This window comes from Methylomonas rosea, assembly GCF_024505055.1.
GTDB lineage: Bacteria > Pseudomonadota > Gammaproteobacteria > Methylococcales > Methylomonadaceae > Methylomonas > Methylomonas rosea.
Genome location: NZ_JANIBL010000061.1, coordinates 1 through 18,387, shown reverse-complemented (window position 1 = coordinate 18,387; position 18,387 = coordinate 1). Strand labels below are relative to the sequence as shown.

Sequence of the window (18,387 nt, the reverse complement as noted above, 5' to 3'; positions counted from 1 at the left end):
TATGATGCAGAAGCCTGATAGCGCATTATGTCGTCAGGATTGTACAACAAGCCAACCAAGGGTGATCTCGATGAATAATAAATATCATAAAATGAAATATATCGTCATGCTGGGGCTGTTCGCCGCCGGCGCCAACGCGGCGGATATCGAGGCAGGCAAAGCCAAAGCCGCCGCGTGTCAAGGTTGCCACGGTGCGGCCGGCGTCAGCAGCAGCCCCTTATGGCCCAGTCTGGCAGGGCAGAGCGCGGTGTATATCGAGAGCCAGCTGAATAAATTCCGCAACGGTCAGCGTGAAAATCAGGTAATGAAACCGCTTGCCTCAGGCTTGAGCGACACCGACATTCAAAATATTTCGGCGTATTACGCCAGTTTGCACGGCAAATCGGCCGGCAGCAGCGATGCCAATTTGGTCAAACTGGGCAAAGACAAAGCTGCAATGTGTCTGGGTTGCCACGGTAATAATGCGCAAGGCATGGGCATGGTGCCGAAACTGGCCGGTCAGCACCCACAATATTTAGCCAAACAACTGACCGATTTCAAAAAAGGCGCGCGTAAGGCCCCGCAAATGAATGCGCTGGCACAATCGCTCAGCGAAGACGACATCAAGGCTGTGGCGGCTTATTTGGGATCTTTGTAGATTATTGTCATGTTCCGCATCGTTTAGAGTACCGGAGCGATGCGGTTGCCTTGTTGAATGTTTCGACTAATCTAATGCGCAGATTTGTCCGAATCCCACAATCCAAGCGCGTAGCAAATTAACAGTGTGATGAAATTAAATGGTCCATTGCGGATTGGGTTTTTGCTGGCTTGCGCCTCGGAGTCTTCGCTAGCCGATTCCTTGTCGTCCGACGTAACGTGGTCGGTGATTGGGCGCAATATCACCATTACTCAACCGTCCTTTGCCGGCGTGGGCAGCGGCGGTTTTGCCGGTAATTCGGCAACGGTAGGTTCGGGTTCCAGCGTCAATTTGGCTGGTAGTTACAGCATCCAGGAAGGCGATACCAGTTATTGTCCAGGTTGCGTTATCCAACTTTATACTGCGTGGATTGCCCCGGCTCAAGCCGGTTCCGATGGCTTTTTCTCGGGAGTAATCTATCCCGGTTTTGGTAGCCAAAGCGGATCGTTCTCCAGCCAAATCACTGCTCCTAAAACTCCCGGCACTTACTTTATTGGTCTTGGCGCAACCCTGGATTTTGTTTACCAGCCGAATACTGCGGGTGGGTTCGGAAAAGACCAGAATGGCATTTCCGGTTTCGCGCCATTCCAGGTCAATGTTACACCCTTAGCGCTGAGTCCCATTGCCTCCAGCAACAGCTTCAGCACCCTGCCTGGTTACTATTACAGCACCGGCGGCAATTTCAGCAACCATGGCACATTGATCAATAACAACGCCACGCTCAGTCATAGCTCAGGGGTTTTCTCCAACGTTGGTGCCATCAACAACCAAGGCGTATTTGAGAATGCTGGACAGATGGTCAATAGCGGCAGCATCAACAATGTAATCGGCAATACGCTGACAAACGTCGGCGAATTGGTTAATCAGGGCAGTTTCGGCAATGCCGGACAGCTAAGTAACCAAGGTACTTTCAACAATCACGGCGTGCTGAACAATACCGGGACCATCAACAATACCGGCCAATTCAATCTGGCGCAAACCGGACTCATTACCGGGGCCGGCGATTTCTACAATAGCGCACAAGGACGCGTCGATATCTCCGGTACCAATCCGCATCGCTTTGACGGCAATGTCAGTAACGACGGTGTTTTCAGAACCGTCAATACCTCGGTAGCGTTTACCGGCAATTTCACGAATAACGGCCGCTATGAGAGTGATCCGTCGACCAATCAATTCAATAATCTTTCCATAGGTTCCAGCGGCTATTTGGTAGGCGGTGCTGGCGATGTTTTCATTGTGACCGGCGATTTCAATAATGCCAGTACGCAAAATACGCTGTGGAATACCGCGAATGCCGATCTGGTGTTCAGCGGACCCAGCGCGACGCAGCACGCAATGAGTTTGACGGGCAGCGACCAAGGTCAAACCACCAGTGGTGCGATCAATAATTTTGCTTGGGGTTCGGTGACAGTGGCGAGCGGCAACGGCTTGCAGTTGATGGATGGCAATAGCACGCCCGGCGCCGCGCTGTATGCCGGCCGACTGGTATTAGCGGATGGTGTAAGCCAATTAAGCAGCATCAGCAGCGATTACAACATCTACATCGATCCGACTTTGCCCGAAAATCAGTATCTGTTGGGTGCGATACGCAGTTTTGGTGGCGGTCGAGGCCAATTGGCGCCCTGGAGCTTGCAGCCTTTTGCCGCAGAGACTACTACCGCGCCGGAATTAACTTTTAATCAACAGACCTTTGCGCCTGCCCTAAACGAAGCTTGCACTACTCCGAGCGGCATTTTGGCTACCCGGTGCCTGCAACTACAGGCGCTCAGTCCGGAACAGCAAACCATTGCCGTTGCGGCGTTGACTCCCGATCAGGTGCCGAGCCAGATGGCCGGGCCGGTGAAACTGGGCGCGACGCGCATGGATGGTCCGCTCACCCGATTGGCGAGCTTACGCGCTGGCGGCGGCAGTGCGCCTTTGTCGGTTAATTTTAACGGTATCCAATTATCCGCCAATACCTTGAGCTCTCAGGGGCTAGGCGGCGCAGCCGGCGATGACGAGTTGTTCCGCGATTCGCCCTTGGGTCTGTTTTTACAAACCCGGTTTAATTTTGCCACTCTGCAAGGTGACGCCTGGGATCGCGGCTTCGATTCGCAAGCGCGCACCGTGACGGGCGGTGCTGATTATCGGCTTAGCGATAAATTGGTGGTTGGCGCGGCGTTTAACTACACGCACTCTTCCACGCAGTACGCGGATTCGGCCGGTAATATGAGTAGCGACACCTATCTGGGTGCGATTTACGGTAGCTATTATCTGCCCGAGGATATTTATCTGGATTGGGTGGGAAATTACGGCGGCAATGACTACGCCTTCAATCGCCAATATGCTTATACCGGATTCGCCGGCCAATCTACGTCTACAACCACCGGTAATCAATACGGTTTTGCCTTGAGTGGCGGCAAAGACTTCAATTGGGATGAATGGGCCATCGGGCCTTATCTGCGTTTGGAGTATTTGGGCATGAACATCGCCCAATATCAGGAGCAAAGCGGCAACGGCTTCGACATCATCACCGGTGAGCAAATCAATCATTCCATGGTCAGCAATCTCGGTACTCAAATTAGTTATGCGCTCAGCACGCCATGGGGCGTGATCACGCCGGCGGCGCGGGTGGAATGGGAGCATCAATATCTCAATGACAACCGGCTGATCCACATGCGTTTGGCTCAGGCCGAGCCGGGGCAGGGCAATTTTACGATTCAGACCGGCGAACCCGACCGTGATTATCTCAACCTTGGCGGTTCGGTCAGCGCTACTTTAGCTAATGGCGGCTCCGGGTTCGTGCGTTACGAAACCCGCTTGGGCCAGGCCAATATTTCCGACCATATCGTGGAAGCGGGCTTGCGGATGACTTTCTAGTCCGCAAGCCCTTCCTGATTGTTACTGATAAGGTGGCGGTGGCGGCAATCCGGGCGGTGGTGGCGGAATACTGGGTTGTGAGGTTTTGGGTGCCGGCGATTGGTAAGAAAACTGACCGGATACGGGTACCCGGTGGCCCTTGGCATACATACATTGTACATAGGCGTTGTCGTAACCTTGTTGAGTGGCATAGCCGGAGCGTCTTGATTCGCCGCTGCCGACGATAGTGCCGGCTACCAAACCCGTGCCCGCGCCGATAGCCGCTCCACCACCCCCGCCTAGCGCTGCGCCGGCAGCTGCACCGACTGCGGTGCCGACCGCCGCACTGCCTATTTGGCTATCGGTGCTTGCCTGATTTGGCGTGGCACCGACTTGTCCGGCCGCGTATTGCTGACATTGATAATCGTCCTGGCGGAATTGTTCGAACGACAGGCCGGTGCCCGGCAGCGCCATTACGCTGGGGCCGGATGGCATGTGGGCGCAGCCGCTCAAGGCCAGTGCCGCGCAGATTCCCGCCATTTGGTTTTTAGTGTTCATGTTTGCAGTCTCCTACTAATTTTGCGGCGTCGGCTCGACTTGTTGCCAGCCATTCGCACACTCTTTTACGTAAGGATAGTAGCCGGCCGGATCGTTACAGTAATACCAATAGCCTTCGGCTAATGGACTGTTCTGGGGTTGAATGCGTTCGCGCTCGATATAGACCGGGGGTTGCACCGGTACGGTGATAATTTCCCGCGGGTAATACGGATATGTCGGGTAGTAAGGATAAGCCGGGTAAAACGGTCTGGGATAAAGTGGAGCCCCAAAGTAGAAGCTAAAACCCGGACGGAAATGTCCGCCAAAATGTCGACCGCCGTGATGGTGAAACGGGTCAGCGTTCGCGCTTAGTGCCCATGCCGACAGTAAAGCTATCAGCGGGGCCGTAATCCACTTTTTGAGTTTAAACATACTTACCTCTCGTTTGCTTGCGGCGTTGGAAACGGGATCTCAATCAGCACACTTAAACCGCCTTGCGGCCGGTTGCTGGCGCTGATGCTGCCGCCATGCGCCTCAACGGCTCGATGCGCGATGGTGAGCCCCAGTCCTGTGCTGTGCGGTTTTTGCGGTTGACCACTGCGGAAAAACGGCTGAAAAATTGCCGTCAAATCCTGATCCGCTATCCCAGGGCCGTCATCGTCCACCCGAATTCTTAAGCGACGATTATCGCTACCGAAATCGGCGGCAATTACTACCGTGCCGGCGGTTTTGCAATGTTGCACGGCGTTACGCAGCACGTTTTCGATAGCGCGATGTAATAGTTCGCTTTGGCATTCGATTACCGCATCGATGTCGCCGTGATAGCTAAGTTCGACACGCTTTGGTTCTGCCTCGAAACGCACGTCGGCGACAATGTCGGCCAACAGATCAGCGAGATTGATTCGGTCGGTTTTTCCCTGCGCCACGCCCGCTTCCAACTTCGATAGCATCAATAGTTCGCCGACCAAATCACTGATGCGTTGCGATTCGCGTTCGATGCGTTCCAGCGTGGCCGGCAATTTTTCCGGTTGTTGTTGGGCGAGACCGATAGCCGCCTGGATACGCGCCAACGGCGAGCGAAGTTCGTGGGACACATCGTGCAGCAAATGTTGCTGGGCGTTAATTAGCGAGCAAATTTTCTGGGCCATGTGGTCAAAGTCGCGACCTAGGTCCGCTAATTCGTCGCCACGTCTACCCATTGCCTTACCGATGCGGGTATTCAGCCGGCCTTGAGCCACGGCGCTGAAAGCGTCGCGTAAGCTGCGGATTGGTGTGGCGAAATACCAGGCCAAGAGTCCGCTGAACAGCAGACTGGCCACGCCCCCGGAGACTATCGGTAAAATCGGCGGGGGCGGTTCGTTACGCGGGCGGCGAATGCGGTCATCGGGGGGCGGTGGGGGCCGGTCTCCGGGGATAGGACCGTCAAAGCCCATTGGCGGCAGTCCAGCACTGCCGCCCGGAAATGAGGGTCTGAATAAGTCGCCAAAACCGTGCTCGGGCAAGGGTACGAAAAGCAGATAACGATGACCGTCGTCGGCCGCAACCATTTGAATGGCATCCGGGTAGGCATTTTTTCGGTGTAAGGCTCTGGCCTGTTGCAATACCTCTGCCGCTAACGGCCTGCCCAACAATTCCCGGTCTGTATCGTCTACTGCGTATATCGGTGGGAAACGGGTGTTTTGCAAGGTCTGCATAAAGTCGTGCAAGCCCTTGACGCCGCCATGCGGCAAAGTGCTGGCAGCCAGTTTGACCAGCGAGGCGCGTCTGACATCGACGACATCGGCCTGCTTGGCCGACAGGTTTTGCTGCGCGGTGTGTCTGAGCCAAACGGCGGTACCCACACCAATGCCCGCTGTTAACAACGCCAGCCAGAATGCAAAGAAAAACTTCCAGAACAATCTGCCCATTTTATGCCTTGATCAGCAGGTAGCCCTGGCCGCGCACGGTCTGGATATAAGAGCGGCCGTCCGGCTGATTGCCGAGTTTTTGGCGGATGCTGCTCATATGCACATCAATGCTGCGGTCGAAACGCGCCAGTGGCCGGCCCAGGGCTTTTTCGGAGAGTTCGTTTTTGCTGACGACCCGGCCGACCTGACTGGCCAAGGTTTCCAGCAAATTGAACTCGGTACTGGTTAGGTCCAGATCTTGTTCAAACCAGGCGGCTTTGCGTTTTTCCGGCCACAGTTTCAACGGGCCGGCCGCAATCGGTCCTGGCAATACATTGGTGGCAGGGTGGGTTCGCCGCAAAATTGCGCGGATTCTCGCCACAAGTTCCCTGGGTGTGCAGGGCTTGGGGACATAGTCGTCGGCGCCGGATTCCAAACCGATAATCCGGTCTACCTCGTCGCCCTTGGCGGTAAACATCAGTACCGGAACCCGGCTTTCCAGACGAATGCGCGCCAATATCTCGGTACCTTTGATGTCCGGCAGCATGATATCCAAAATCACCAGTTGATAGTCGCCGGATAGGGCATGTTGCAGTCCGGACGTGCCGGTATGGCTGACGTCCACCGCAAAACCGTCCTGCGCCAGATATTCCTGGAATAGTCCGGCCAGTTCTACGTCGTCATCGATAATTAACACTTTGTGCATGGTTGTCGCTCGTTGGCTGTGTGGTCATCATCATAGCCCCGGCTACCGCCGACAACCAGCTGGGTTTACCTGATTTTACACGGCACTAACAGCACTTAACCTCTGATTTGAAATACTGACTACGACGAAATCGAACAGGTTTTGTCCTTATGTTCATCATTATGTTTGAGGAATTTTTTATGAAAAAATTAGTATTGTTACTCGGCTTGTTACCCTTAACCGCGATGGCTAAGCCACCGCATGGCGAACACCACAGCGGCGGCAAACCGCCGATGCATATGTTCGGCGAAGCGGACGGTGAGCAACATTTGCCGCGGTATTTGAAAAAACTTGATCTCAGCGAGAAGCAGGAAGCCGATATCAAGAATTTAATGAAAACCCGATTCGGCGACGGGCACGCCCGCTTTAAAGAAGAGCATGCATTGAGAGCCGAATTGCATGCTTTGAGCTTTTCCGCCGATTACGATGAGGAAAAGACCAAAGCCTTGCTTGAGAAATCTACTGTGATGCATCAGCAGATGGCCTTGGAGAAATCAAAGCTCGATCATGAAGTATTTATGTTGTTAACGGCTGAGCAGCAAGAAAAATTGAAAGCCGAAATCGGCAAATTCGACCATTGAATGAATCTGTTGTCCTTACATAGCCCGGTGCAGTGGTTACTGGTATCCGGGCAGCCTGGTTAAGGCGAAATCAGCAATAAATACAGAGTCTTTGTGAAAGAGCACAATCTCGGCAACGCACCAAGTTAGAAAATTGTTAATGACCAAACAGCCATAATTTCGTAAAATCACTCAAGTTTTTATCTATCAGGAACGGGATGAGTCGCAAGACTTATCCCGTTTTCTACATCTAAGGTGGCCAATCTTGAACAAACCTGCATTACTGGTACTAGAAGACGGGACGGTGTTTCACGGCATTTCGATCGGTGCCGATGGCTGTTCCGTGGGAGAAGTGGTTTTTAACACGGCATTGACCGGCTATCAGGAAATTCTCAGCGATCCGTCATACGCACGGCAAATCGTCACATTGACCTATCCGCACATCGGCAATGTCGGCACCAACGCTGAAGACGATGAATCTGCAAAAGTATTTGCCAGCGGTCTGGTGATACGCGATTTGCCTTTGCTGGCGAGTAGCTGGCGTATCGAGAAAACCTTGCCGGAATATCTGCGCGAGCACAAAGTGGTAGCGATTGCCGACATCGATACTCGCAAATTAACCCGCTTGCTACGCGACAAAGGCGCACAACGCGGTTGCATCATGGCCGGTGAGACTGTGGATTTGGATGCCGCGACACAGGCTATCGAAGGTTTTCCCGGTCTGCAAGGCATGGATCTGGCTAAAGAAGTAACGACGGCTACCAGCTACGAATGGACCGAAAATGTCTGGAAACTGGGCGAAGGCCATACTCAAGCGCCTAATCTGACTAAACATGTGGTTGCATACGATTTTGGTGTCAAACGCAATATTCTGCGTTTGCTGGCAAATCGCGGCTGCCGGGTGACGGTCGTGCCGGCCACCACCCCAGCCGAAACAGTGTTGGCAATGAATCCCGACGGCGTGTTTCTCTCCAACGGCCCCGGCGATCCGGAGCCTTGCACGTATGCGATTGATGCTATCAAAGCCATCTTGGAGAAAAAAGTGCCGGTGTTCGGCATTTGCTTGGGCCATCAATTATTGGCTTTGGCCAGCGGCGCGAAAACCGAGAAAATGAAATTCGGCCACCATGGCGCGAACCATCCGGTGCAGGAACTGGCGACTGGGCGGGTGATGATCAGCAGTCAAAATCACGGTTTTGCCGCCAGCGCTGATTCCTTGCCGGCCAATTTAAAGGCGACCTATGTGTCGCTGTTCGACGGTAGCCTGCAAGGTATCGCTCGCACCGACGTGCCGGCCTTCAGTTTTCAGGGCCACCCCGAAGCCAGCCCCGGGCCCCACGATGTCGAGTCCTTGTTCGACGTTTTTCTGGAAATGATGAACCAGCCTCGTTCCGCTTAAGTTTTATACAGAGTGATATGCCAAAAAGAACCGACATAAAATCGATTTTATTACTGGGCGCTGGACCTATCGTCATCGGTCAGGCCTGCGAGTTTGATTATTCCGGCACCCAGGCTTGCAAAGCCTTGCGCGAAGAGGGTTACCGGGTGATTCTGGTTAACTCCAATCCGGCGACGATCATGACCGACCCGGATATGGCCGATGCGATTTACATCGAGCCTATCGACTGGCAGACCGTCGAAAAAATCATCGAAAAAGAGCGTCCCGACGCCGTTCTCCCGACCATGGGCGGTCAGACCGCGCTGAACTGCGCGCTGGCGCTGGACAAACACGGCGTGCTGGAAAAATACGGCGTGGAAATGATAGGCGCGACCAAGGAAGCCATTAATATGGCGGAGGATCGCGCGTTGTTCAATGAAGCGATGGCGCGCATCGGCCTGGAAGTGTCCAGAGCCAAAATCGCGCATAACATGGAAGAAGCGTTTGCGGCACAAGAAGAAGTCGGTTATCCCACGGTAGTCCGTCCTTCCTTCACGATGGGCGGTAGCGGCGGCGGTATCGCCTATAACCGCGAAGAATTCATCGAGATTTGCGAGCGTGGCCTGTATTTGTCGCCGACCAGCGAATTGTTGATTGAAGAATCGATTTTGGGCTGGAAAGAGTTTGAAATGGAAGTGGTGCGCGACTCGAAAGATAACTGCATCATTATTTGCTCGATCGAAAACTTCGACCCAATGGGCGTACATACCGGTGACTCGATTACCGTGGCCCCAGCGCAAACCCTGACCGATAAGGAATATCAAATTCTGCGTAACGCCTCCTTGGCGGTATTGCGGGAAATTGGCGTCGATACCGGCGGTTCCAACGTACAGTTTGCCATCAATCCGGATACGGGCCGGCTGATCGTTATCGAAATGAATCCCAGGGTGTCGCGTTCGTCGGCCTTGGCCTCCAAAGCCACCGGCTTTCCGATAGCGAAAGTCGCGGCCAAATTGGCGGTGGGCTACACGCTGGATGAACTGCGCAACGAAATCACCGGCGGTGCCACACCGGCGTCATTCGAGCCGTCCATCGATTATGTGGTCACCAAAGTGCCGCGCTTTGCCTTCGAAAAATTCCCGCAAGCCAACGATAGGCTGACCACGCAGATGAAGTCGGTTGGCGAGGTGATGGCGATTGGTCGTACCTTCCAGGAATCTTTGCAAAAAGCCTTGCGCGGCCTGGAAGTGGGAGTCGACGGTCTGGATGAAATTGCCGATCTGAGCGATGCTAACAGCGAGGATATTATTCTTAGGGAGTTGCGTTATCCCGGTCCTGAACGTTTATGGTATCTGGCCGATGCTTTTCGTAGCGGCTTGAGCTTTGCCGACATTCATCAGGCCTGTAAGATCGATCCATGGTTCCTGGCGCAGGTCGAGGATTTGATTAATACCGAAAAAACCTTGGCCACCAAAACCCTGGCAACGCTGGAGCCGGGAGAATTATTGCGCCTGAAGCGCAAAGGTTTCTCCGATAGACGCCTGGCGAAACTGCTGGAAACCAAGGAATCTGAAGTGCGTAGCGTGCGCCATAAGAAAGGCGTGCGGCCCGTTTACAAGCGTATCGACTCTTGCGCGGCGGAGTTCGCGTCCGATACCGCTTATCTGTATTCGACTTACGAACAAGAATGCGAGGCCAATCCGTCCAATAAAGAAAAAATCATCATTCTCGGTGGCGGACCAAATCGTATCGGTCAAGGTATCGAGTTTGATTATTGCTGTGTGCATGCTGCGTTGGCTCTGCGCGAAGATGGCTACGAAACCATCATGGTCAACTGTAATCCGGAAACCGTGTCTACCGATTTCGATACTTCCGACCGTTTGTATTTCGAGCCATTAACGCTGGAAGACGTGCTGGAAATCATCGAACTGGAAAAACCCAAAGGAGTGATTGTGCAATATGGCGGCCAAACGCCGCTGAAACTGGCGCGGGCCTTGGAAGCTGCCGGGGCGCCCATCATTGGTACTTCGCCGGACTCAATCGATTTGGCCGAAGACCGGGAGCGTTTCCAGAAATTGCTGGAGCGTCTGAATCTGTTGCAGCCGCCCAATGCCACCGCGCGTTCGGTCGAGCAGGCGGTTAATTCCGCCCGTGAACTGGGTTACCCATTAGTGGTGCGTCCATCCTATGTTTTGGGTGGCAGAGCGATGGAAATCGTATTCAACGAGGAAGGCCTGCGCCGCTACATGAAAGAAGCAGTCAGCGTCTCCAACGATTCGCCGGTGTTGCTGGATCGCTTTTTGGATGATGCCGTAGAGATGGACGTCGATGCGATTTACGATGGCGAGACGGTGCTGATCGGCGGCTTGATGGAACATATCGAGCAGGCCGGCGTACATTCCGGCGACTCCGCGTGTTCGTTGCCGCCTTACGATTTGCCTGCGCATATGCAGGATCAACTGCGCGCGCAAGTTGCGAAAATGGCCGAAGCCCTCGGTGTGCGGGGTTTGATGAACACCCAGTTTGCGATCCAAGGCGAAACTATTTACGTATTGGAAGTGAATCCACGTGCCTCGCGTACCGCGCCCTTCGTATCCAAGGCTACCGGTTATCCGCTGGCAAAAATCGCCGCGCGGGTGATGGTCGGTAAATCCCTGAAGGAGCAGGGCATCACCGAGGAACGCATCCCTGAGTATTTCTCGGTGAAAGAAGCGGTGTTTCCATTCATTAAGTTTCCTGGCGTCGATCCGTTGTTGGGGCCGGAAATGAAATCGACCGGTGAGGTTATGGGCGTTGGTAAGACGTTCGGCGAAGCGTTCGCCAAATCGCAGCGCGCGTCGGGTGTGGATTTGAGCCACAGCGGCAAGGTTTTGATCAGTATCCGCGACGCCGACAAACCTAAGCTGCCGGAATTAGCCAAAATGCTGATTGCGAAAGACTATGAAATCGTCGCTACCCGCGGTACGGCCAGAGTGTTGAAAGAAGCCGGCATTCCTTGCAAGGAAATCTTCAAGGTCAACGAAGGCCGGCCTAATACCGTGGACATGATCAAAAACGGCGAGGTGCAGTTGATCGTGAATACCACCGAGGGCGTTAAAGCCGTGGCCGATTCGTTTACGATGCGTCGCGAAGCCTTGCAGCGCAAAGTAACCTATTACACGACGATGGCGGGCGCGCGCGCGGCATGTTATGCCTTGGGTGAACTCGATGCGGGTGATGTGAATTGCCTGCAAGACTTGCATAAAACATTTTAACGGATGAATTTGAATTCAAGAGGGGAGCAGTAAATGCAAAAATTTCCACTAACAGTGGTGGGTGCCAACAAATTACGCGCCGAACTGGAAGAGCTGAAAACCGTGGTTAGACCGCGTATCATTCAGGCCATCTCTGAAGCGCGTGCGCACGGCGATTTAAAAGAAAATGCCGAGTACCACGCGGCGCGCGAACAGCAAAGCTTTGCCGAAGGGCGGATCGCCGAAATAGAAGGCAAGTTATCCAATGCCAATATCATCGATGTCACCAAAACTGAGGCCAATGGTAAGGTAGTGTTCGGGGCGACGGTGGAAATCGAAGATCTCGATTCCGGTAAGACTGTAACGTATCAGATCGTCGGCGAAGATGAAGCCAATATCAAGGAAGGCCGCATCTCGGTGGGGTCGCCGATTGCCAGGGCATTAATCGGCAAGGAAGTGGAAGATGTCGTGACGGTAAAGGCGCCGGGCGGCAATATCGAATACGAGATTCTCTCGGTTCAATATATCTAGGCTGTTTTGTTGATGGGGAGGAAGCGGCCTCCCCATTGGCTTTATTTTTTGGGGTTCAAACGATATATAACGGCTATTTGGCCAATGGATTGCACTAATTCGGCCTGGGTTTGCGCGCAGATTTGTTCTCTAATAGCGGCGCGCTCGTCTCTTTCCGCGCGAATTTTGACCTTGATCAGCTCGTGAGCGTCCAGCGCTACATTAATTTCTTTGATAACCGCGTCAGTCAAGCCGGCCTGGCCGATAATCACCACGGGATTTAGCGGGTGAGCTTGAGCTTTCAGCTTTTTCTTTTGAATAGGATTCACTCTGTTTCCTTGAACTTTAAAAACCCAGCAATTTTACACGAATAGAAAATATGGCACGCAGCAAAAGTAGCCAGCAATGGATGCAGGAACATTTCCAAGACGAGTATGTCAAGAAAGCGCAGGCAATGGGTTATCGCTCTCGTGCCGTGTTCAAACTGATAGAAATCCAAGAAAAAGACAAAATCATAAAACCTGGTATTAATATAGTTGACTTGGGCGCTGCACCGGGCGGATGGTCTGAATATGTCAGCAAAATCGTCGGTAAAAAAAATAAGGTGATTGCGCTGGATTTGCTGGCTATCGATCCTATTGACGGCGTGGATTTTATTCAAGGCGACTTTCGGGAAGACGAAGTGCTGGAGCAGCTCTATAAAGTGCTTGATGGCGAACCGGTTCACTTGTTATTGTCGGACATGGCCCCCAATATGAGTGGTAGCCGGGAAATGGATCAGCCACGGGCCATTTACCTTGGAGAACTGGCTTTGGATGCCGCGCAACACATATTGGCTAAGGGTGGTACGTTTTTGATCAAGATGTTTCAGGGCGCCGGATTTGATGAATACTATAATCAAGTGCGTCAGCAGTTCAGTAGTGTGGTGATCAGAAAGCCGAAAGCTTCGCGGGCCAGAAGTAACGAAGTGTATATTTTGGCGAAAGGTTTTAAATAAATATGCGATAGTCGCCGTTCATAGGGCTATGATGGCGGTGGGATGCGAGTAGTCCTGATACAATTACTCGGTTTTTAAATTTTGAGGCCAATCCAGGCCGGAGCGCGTAACTTGAGCGATATGATTAAAAATTTAATTTTGTGGGTGGTCATCGCCGTAGTCTTGATGGCTGTATTCAACAGTTTCGGGTCGCGGGCGATTCGTAGCGACGCGACTTTTTCGTATTCGCAATTGATCGACGCTGTCAAAGCTGGACAAGTTCAGCAGGTTGCGATCTCAGATAATACTGTGAAAGGCAAAATGGTCTCCGGCGATAAGTTTAAGACTTACATGCCTAACGATCCGCATTTGATCGACGATCTGTTGGCTAACGGTGTGGAAATATCCGTTCAGCCACCCGAAGAACCTTCCATGCTGATGCAAATATTCGTGTCATTCGGCCCGATTTTATTGCTGATCGCGGTTTGGGTTTTCTTCATGCGGCAGATGCAAGGCGGCGGCGTGGGTGGTCGTGGCGGCGCGATGGGCTTTGGTAAAAGCAAAGCGCGGATGCTGGATCAGGATCAAAACAAGGTTACCTTTGCTGATGTCGCGGGCTGCGATGAAGCTAAGGAAGAGGTCGAAGAAATGGTCGACTTCCTTAAAGACCCTGCCAAATACCAAAAACTCGGCGGCAAGGTGCCGCGTGGTGCCCTGATGGTTGGTCCTCCGGGTACCGGTAAAACTTTGTTGGCCAGAGCGATTGCCGGCGAAGCGAAAGTGCCGTTCTTCACTATTTCCGGTTCGGATTTCGTGGAAATGTTCGTCGGCGTCGGTGCCTCAAGGGTGCGCGACATGTTTGAACAAGCCAAAAAACATGCACCTTGCATTATCTTTATTGATGAGATCGATGCGGTCGGTCGCTCACGCGGCGCCGGTTTAGGCGGCGGTAACGACGAACGCGAACAAACCTTGAACCAATTATTGGTCGAGATGGACGGCTTTGAAGGTCACGAAGGCATTATCGTGATCGCGGCAACCAACCGTTCCGACGTGTTGGATAAAGCGTTGCTGCGTCCAGGTCGTTTTGATCGTCAAGTTGTGGTCGGATTGCCTGACGTCAGAGGGCGTGAGCAGATTCTTAACGTGCATCTGAAAAAAGTGCCGGCTGCGGATGATGTCAAAATTAAATACATAGCCCAAGGTACGCCAGGCTTTTCCGGCGCGGATTTGGCCAACCTGGTCAACGAAGCTGCCTTGTTCGCAGCGCGCTATAACAAGCGTCTGGTCAGTATGGTCGATTTGGAAAAAGCCAAGGACAAACTGATCATGGGCGCGGAAAGACGCTCCATGGTGATGGACGAGAAAGAAAAGAAAATGACCGCATATCACGAAGCCGGTCATGCCATCGTCGGTCGTTTGGTGCCCGAGCATGATCCTGTTTACAAAGTCAGCATCATGCCGCGCGGCCGCGCGCTGGGTGTGACGATGTTCTTGCCGGAACGCGATCAGTACAGCGCCAGCAAACGTAAGCTGGATAGCATGATTTCCAGCCTATACGGTGGTCGGATTGCCGAGGAATTGATTTTCGGCTGGGAACAAGTATCTACCGGCGCTTCCAACGATATCGAGCGTGCTACCGAGTTGGCTAGAAACATGGTTACGAAATGGGGCTTGTCGCAACGTCTCGGACCATTGGCATACAGCGAAGAAGAAGGTGAGATTTTCTTGGGTCGTTCCGTAACACAGCATAAATCGGTTGCGGAAGAAACCTCGCATACCATCGACGAAGAAATTCGGTCTATTATTGATAGAAATTACGAAAGAGCGGAAACGATTCTGAAGGAAAACGAAGATATTCTGCATGCAATGGCTGATGCCTTGATGAAGTACGAAACCATCGATAAATATCAAATTGATGATTTGATGGAAAGAAAGCCGGTAAGAGAGCCAAAAGGTTGGGACGACACTCCGTCTTCCAGCGGTGGTATCAAAAGTGATCATTGGGATCAGAAAGATACCGACCCATCGATCGGAGGCGCGGCCGAGCAGGGCTGATGCCTTAACGGCAAAAGCAAGAGAGGCTCCGGCCTCTCTTTTTTTTGGGATTTAGTTAAGAGAGTTTTGAGTATGGCAAAAAAATATTTCGGTACCGACGGTATTCGCGGCAAGGTCGGAGAATACCCCATCACTGCCGACTTTATGCTAAAGCTGGGCTGGGCGACAGGCAGAGTGTTTGCCAAGGAAGGTAGCGGCTTTGTATTGTTGGGCAAAGACACGCGGATTTCCGGCTATATGTTCGAGTCAGCGCTTGAAGCGGGTTTGTCGGCGGCCGGTGTGGATACGCGCTTGTTGGGACCCATGCCCACCCCAGGCATCGCATACTTGACTCGAACCTTAAGAGCCAGAGCCGGCATTGTGATCAGTGCTTCACACAATCCTTACTATGATAACGGTATCAAGTTTTTTTCCGTGGACGGCGCCAAATTGCCGGACGACGTAGAGCACCAGATCGAACAGTATCTGGATACGCCTATGACTACAGTCGAATCGGCAAAATTAGGTAAAGCCAAACGGGTCAGCGATGCTGCCGGCCGCTACATCGAATTTTGTAAAGCAACCGTGCCGCCGCAATTGGACTTTAAAGGGATGCGGATCGTCATCGATTGCGCCAACGGCGCGACTTACCATATTGCGCCGCATGTGTTTAGCGAAGTGGGAGCGGAAGTGGTTACCATCGGCGCGGATCCGGATGGCTTAAATATCAACGACGAATGCGGCGCCACCAAGCCGGAAAATCTGGCCGCTAAAGTACTCGAGTTTCGCGCCGATCTGGGCATAGCGCTGGATGGCGACGGCGACCGGATAATTATGGTCGATCACAAAGGCGAGATAGTCGATGGTGACGAGTTGATTTACATCATTGCCAAATCCCGCTTGGAGGAAGGCAAGCTGTTTGGGCCCGTGATCGGCACTTTAATGTCGAATCTGGGTATGGAGCATGCCCTTAAAGCCATAGGTGTGCCGCTGCTGCGCGCCAATGTGGGCGACCGTTACGTAATGGAAATGTTGTCCGAGCATAAAGGCATGCTGGGTGGCGAAGGTTCCGGGCATATTATTTGTCTGGATAAAACCACTACTGGCGACGGTATCGTTTCGGCTTTGCAAGTACTCGCGGAAATGCAGCGCACCGGTAAAAGTCTGAACGAACTTAAATCCGGTATGAGCAAATACCCGCAAGTGTTGATTAACGTCCGAATCGATAAAAAGGTCAAAATCGAAGAGATCGATAGCATTAAAAAGGCCGTTGAAGCAGTAGAGAAAAAACTCGGTGAACGAGGCAGGGTATTGCTGAGATCCTCCGGCACCGAGCCATTAATTAGAGTTATGGTGGAAGGCGTTGATGAAGATGAGGTCGTCAAGTTTGCCAATCAACTCGCCGCTGATGTCAAGAAAGCGATTCCGGCTTGAACTAAAAGCTTTAAATCGATAATATATGCGGTCTTATTTAGCTCGGAGGATGTAATGCGTCGGTCTTTGATTATGGGTAACTGGAAAATGAACGGCTCTCGGGAAGATGGGCAAAAACTTGCTCAAGCTTTGGCTGATGGTCTTGGTAACGTTCAGCAAGAAGTCGCTGTTTGTGTTCCATTCGTCTATTTGTCAGATATTCGTAGCGTATTGGCTGCATCCCCTATCGCACTTGGCGCGCAGAATGTTGCCGATCAAGCGTCCGGTGCTTATACCGGTGAAGTATCAGCGGCAATGCTGAGCGAAGTCGGCTGCAAATATGCATTGGTTGGTCACTCCGAGCGTCGCAGCTATTACGGCGATACCAACGAATCGGTTGCCAAACGGTTTTGCCAAGCCTTGAGCAAAGGCGTAGTGCCAGTATTGTGCGTTGGTGAAACGCTGGAAGAGCGCGAGCAAGACAGAACCTTCCAGGTCGTTGACGAACAATTGGACGCGGTGATTGCCGCTGCAGGCATCGAAGCGTTCGAAACCGCTGTAATCGCTTACGAACCAGTTTGGGCTATCGGTACCGGCAAAGTGGCGACCGACGAACAGGCGCAAGAAGTACACAAGTACATTCGTCAACGGATTGCCGATAGAAATCCGGTAATCGCGGAAAAAGTACAAATTTTATACGGTGGTAGCGTCAAGCCAGATAATGCAAAAGGCTTGTTTGCGATGCCGGACATTGATGGTGGTTTGGTGGGCGGCGCATCGCTGGATGCAAAAGGCTTCCTGCAAATTTGCCATTCGGTTTAGTTTCATCCGATTAAGGTCTTTATGTTGTACCAAATTATAATAATTATTCACATCTTCCTGGGTATAGGCATCGTTGGCTTAGTCCTGATGCAACAAGGAAAAGGTGCCGATGCCGGCGCGACTTTCGGCGGTGGCGCATCCGGCTCGGTATTCGGCGCTCAAGGTTCTGCCTCATTTTTGTCCAGAACCACTGCTATTTTCGCCACCTTGTTTTTTATCACCAGCTTAGGCTTGGCAGTATTAAGCGGCTATCAAGGTAAAAAAACCGACGTCATATTGGATTCGACGCCTGCTGCTGAACCGGTTAAGTCTGATGTACCGTTAACACAAGGCATGCCCGCAGACGGCAGCTTGCCGATTCAGGACCTTACCTTACCTGACGCGCCGGCTATCAAAGAAGTCGAAAAACCAGCGGCGAAGTAGATCAGCAACAAATAAAGCCGACGTGGTGAAATTGGTAGACACGCCATCTTGAGGGGGTGGTGACGCAAGTCGTGGCGGTTCAAGTCCGCCCGTCGGTACCATTTGAAGAAGCACACAAGTGCAAAGAAGTACAAAAAACCCGCAAGTCGTCTGGCTTAGCGGGTTTTTTTTACCTTAACTAAATGGCCGTGCCATCCTGAATTTACAAGGCATTCAACGTGGTCATTTATGGGAAAGTAATCGACGCAAATTTTACCTTACTCGTCTTCAGAGCGGGCTTCAATACTGACCACTTCACCCTGCCAAGACTCAACGGAGATAGTGATCGGTCTACAGCAGACGCTGCAGTCTTC

At 52.4% G+C, this 18,387-nt stretch carries 17 protein-coding genes and 1 tRNA gene; 12 read left to right on the top strand and 6 right to left on the bottom strand.

The window, feature by feature from the left end:
* The first annotated feature begins 70 nt into the window (after positions 1 to 70).
* The gene (locus tag NP589_RS17255) at positions 71 to 637 is read left to right on the top strand and encodes a c-type cytochrome (RefSeq protein WP_256608100.1); all 567 of its coding nucleotides are present in this window, start codon (positions 71 to 73) and stop codon (positions 635 to 637) included.
* Between the two features lie 129 nt (positions 638 to 766).
* Entirely contained in the window at positions 767 to 3,535 is a 2,769-nt protein-coding gene (locus tag NP589_RS17250; protein WP_256608099.1) for an autotransporter family protein, read from the top strand.
* Positions 3,536 to 3,556: 21 nt separating this feature from the next.
* On the opposite strand, the gene NP589_RS17245 is transcribed toward NP589_RS17250, so the two are convergent.
* Genes NP589_RS17245 through NP589_RS17230 form a run of 4 tightly spaced genes read right to left on the bottom strand, consistent with a single transcriptional unit; the run spans position 3,557 to position 6,643 of the window.
* Positions 3,557 to 4,072, bottom strand: a complete 516-nt coding sequence (locus tag NP589_RS17245) for a glycine zipper family protein (RefSeq protein WP_256608098.1) — start codon at positions 4,070 to 4,072, stop codon at positions 3,557 to 3,559.
* 15 nt (positions 4,073 to 4,087) lie between these two features.
* Positions 4,088 to 4,483, bottom strand: coding sequence for a hypothetical protein (locus NP589_RS17240; RefSeq protein ID WP_256608097.1), 396 nt, complete (start codon positions 4,481 to 4,483; stop codon positions 4,088 to 4,090).
* A gap of 2 nt (positions 4,484 to 4,485) precedes the next feature.
* Positions 4,486 to 5,958, bottom strand: a complete 1,473-nt coding sequence (locus NP589_RS17235) for a sensor histidine kinase (RefSeq protein ID WP_256608096.1) — start codon at positions 5,956 to 5,958, stop codon at positions 4,486 to 4,488.
* 1 nt (position 5,959) lies between these two features.
* Positions 5,960 to 6,643 carry a response regulator transcription factor gene (locus NP589_RS17230; RefSeq protein WP_256608095.1) on the bottom strand — a complete coding sequence of 228 codons (684 nt, stop codon included), beginning with the start codon at positions 6,641 to 6,643 and terminating at the stop codon, positions 5,960 to 5,962.
* Between the two features lie 179 nt (positions 6,644 to 6,822).
* Between NP589_RS17230 and NP589_RS17225 the strand changes: the two genes are divergently transcribed.
* The 4 genes from NP589_RS17225 (at position 6,823) to greA (ending at position 12,384) form a co-directional block, all read left to right on the top strand.
* A complete protein-coding gene (locus tag NP589_RS17225; protein ID WP_256608094.1) occupies positions 6,823 to 7,263 on the top strand; it encodes a Spy/CpxP family protein refolding chaperone in 441 nt (146 codons plus the stop codon).
* 244 nt (positions 7,264 to 7,507) lie between these two features.
* Positions 7,508 to 8,641: a glutamine-hydrolyzing carbamoyl-phosphate synthase small subunit gene (carA, locus tag NP589_RS17220; RefSeq protein WP_256608093.1), complete on the top strand. Its 1,134-nt coding sequence runs from the start codon at positions 7,508 to 7,510 to the stop codon at positions 8,639 to 8,641.
* A gap of 17 nt (positions 8,642 to 8,658) precedes the next feature.
* Positions 8,659 to 11,874 (top strand): carbamoyl-phosphate synthase large subunit, encoded by a 3,216-nt coding sequence (gene carB / locus NP589_RS17215; protein WP_064009925.1) that lies wholly within the window; start codon positions 8,659 to 8,661, stop codon positions 11,872 to 11,874.
* 33 nt (positions 11,875 to 11,907) lie between these two features.
* Complete coding sequence (gene greA / locus NP589_RS17210; protein WP_020485125.1) at positions 11,908 to 12,384, top strand: transcription elongation factor GreA; 477 nt, start codon at positions 11,908 to 11,910, stop codon at positions 12,382 to 12,384.
* A gap of 41 nt (positions 12,385 to 12,425) precedes the next feature.
* Here greA and yhbY read toward each other — a convergent pair whose 3' ends face one another.
* A complete protein-coding gene (gene yhbY / locus NP589_RS17205) occupies positions 12,426 to 12,692 on the bottom strand; it encodes a ribosome assembly RNA-binding protein YhbY (protein WP_256608092.1) in 267 nt (88 codons plus the stop codon).
* 50 nt (positions 12,693 to 12,742) lie between these two features.
* Here yhbY and rlmE point away from each other — a divergent pair, with 50 nt between their 5' ends.
* The 6 genes from rlmE (at position 12,743) to NP589_RS17175 (ending at position 18,135) form a co-directional block, all read left to right on the top strand.
* The gene (rlmE, locus tag NP589_RS17200) at positions 12,743 to 13,360 is read left to right on the top strand and encodes a 23S rRNA (uridine(2552)-2'-O)-methyltransferase RlmE (RefSeq protein ID WP_020485127.1); all 618 of its coding nucleotides are present in this window, start codon (positions 12,743 to 12,745) and stop codon (positions 13,358 to 13,360) included.
* A gap of 120 nt (positions 13,361 to 13,480) precedes the next feature.
* Positions 13,481 to 15,397, top strand: coding sequence for an ATP-dependent zinc metalloprotease FtsH (ftsH, locus tag NP589_RS17195; protein ID WP_020485128.1), 1,917 nt, complete (start codon positions 13,481 to 13,483; stop codon positions 15,395 to 15,397).
* Between the two features lie 72 nt (positions 15,398 to 15,469).
* The gene (gene glmM, locus NP589_RS17190) at positions 15,470 to 16,810 is read left to right on the top strand and encodes a phosphoglucosamine mutase (RefSeq protein ID WP_256608091.1); all 1,341 of its coding nucleotides are present in this window, start codon (positions 15,470 to 15,472) and stop codon (positions 16,808 to 16,810) included.
* Positions 16,811 to 16,864: 54 nt separating this feature from the next.
* Positions 16,865 to 17,611, top strand: a complete 747-nt coding sequence (gene tpiA / locus NP589_RS17185; RefSeq protein WP_256608090.1) for a triose-phosphate isomerase — start codon at positions 16,865 to 16,867, stop codon at positions 17,609 to 17,611.
* A 21-nt stretch (positions 17,612 to 17,632) separates the two neighbouring features.
* Positions 17,633 to 18,034, top strand: a complete 402-nt coding sequence (gene secG / locus NP589_RS17180; RefSeq protein ID WP_256608089.1) for a preprotein translocase subunit SecG — start codon at positions 17,633 to 17,635, stop codon at positions 18,032 to 18,034.
* 16 nt (positions 18,035 to 18,050) lie between these two features.
* Positions 18,051 to 18,135 (top strand) — tRNA-Leu (locus NP589_RS17175).
* A gap of 156 nt (positions 18,136 to 18,291) precedes the next feature.
* Here NP589_RS17175 and NP589_RS21780 read toward each other — a convergent pair.
* The coding region (locus NP589_RS21780) for a zinc ribbon domain-containing protein (protein WP_371929684.1) at positions 18,292 to 18,387 on the bottom strand (96 nt) is incomplete at its 5' end.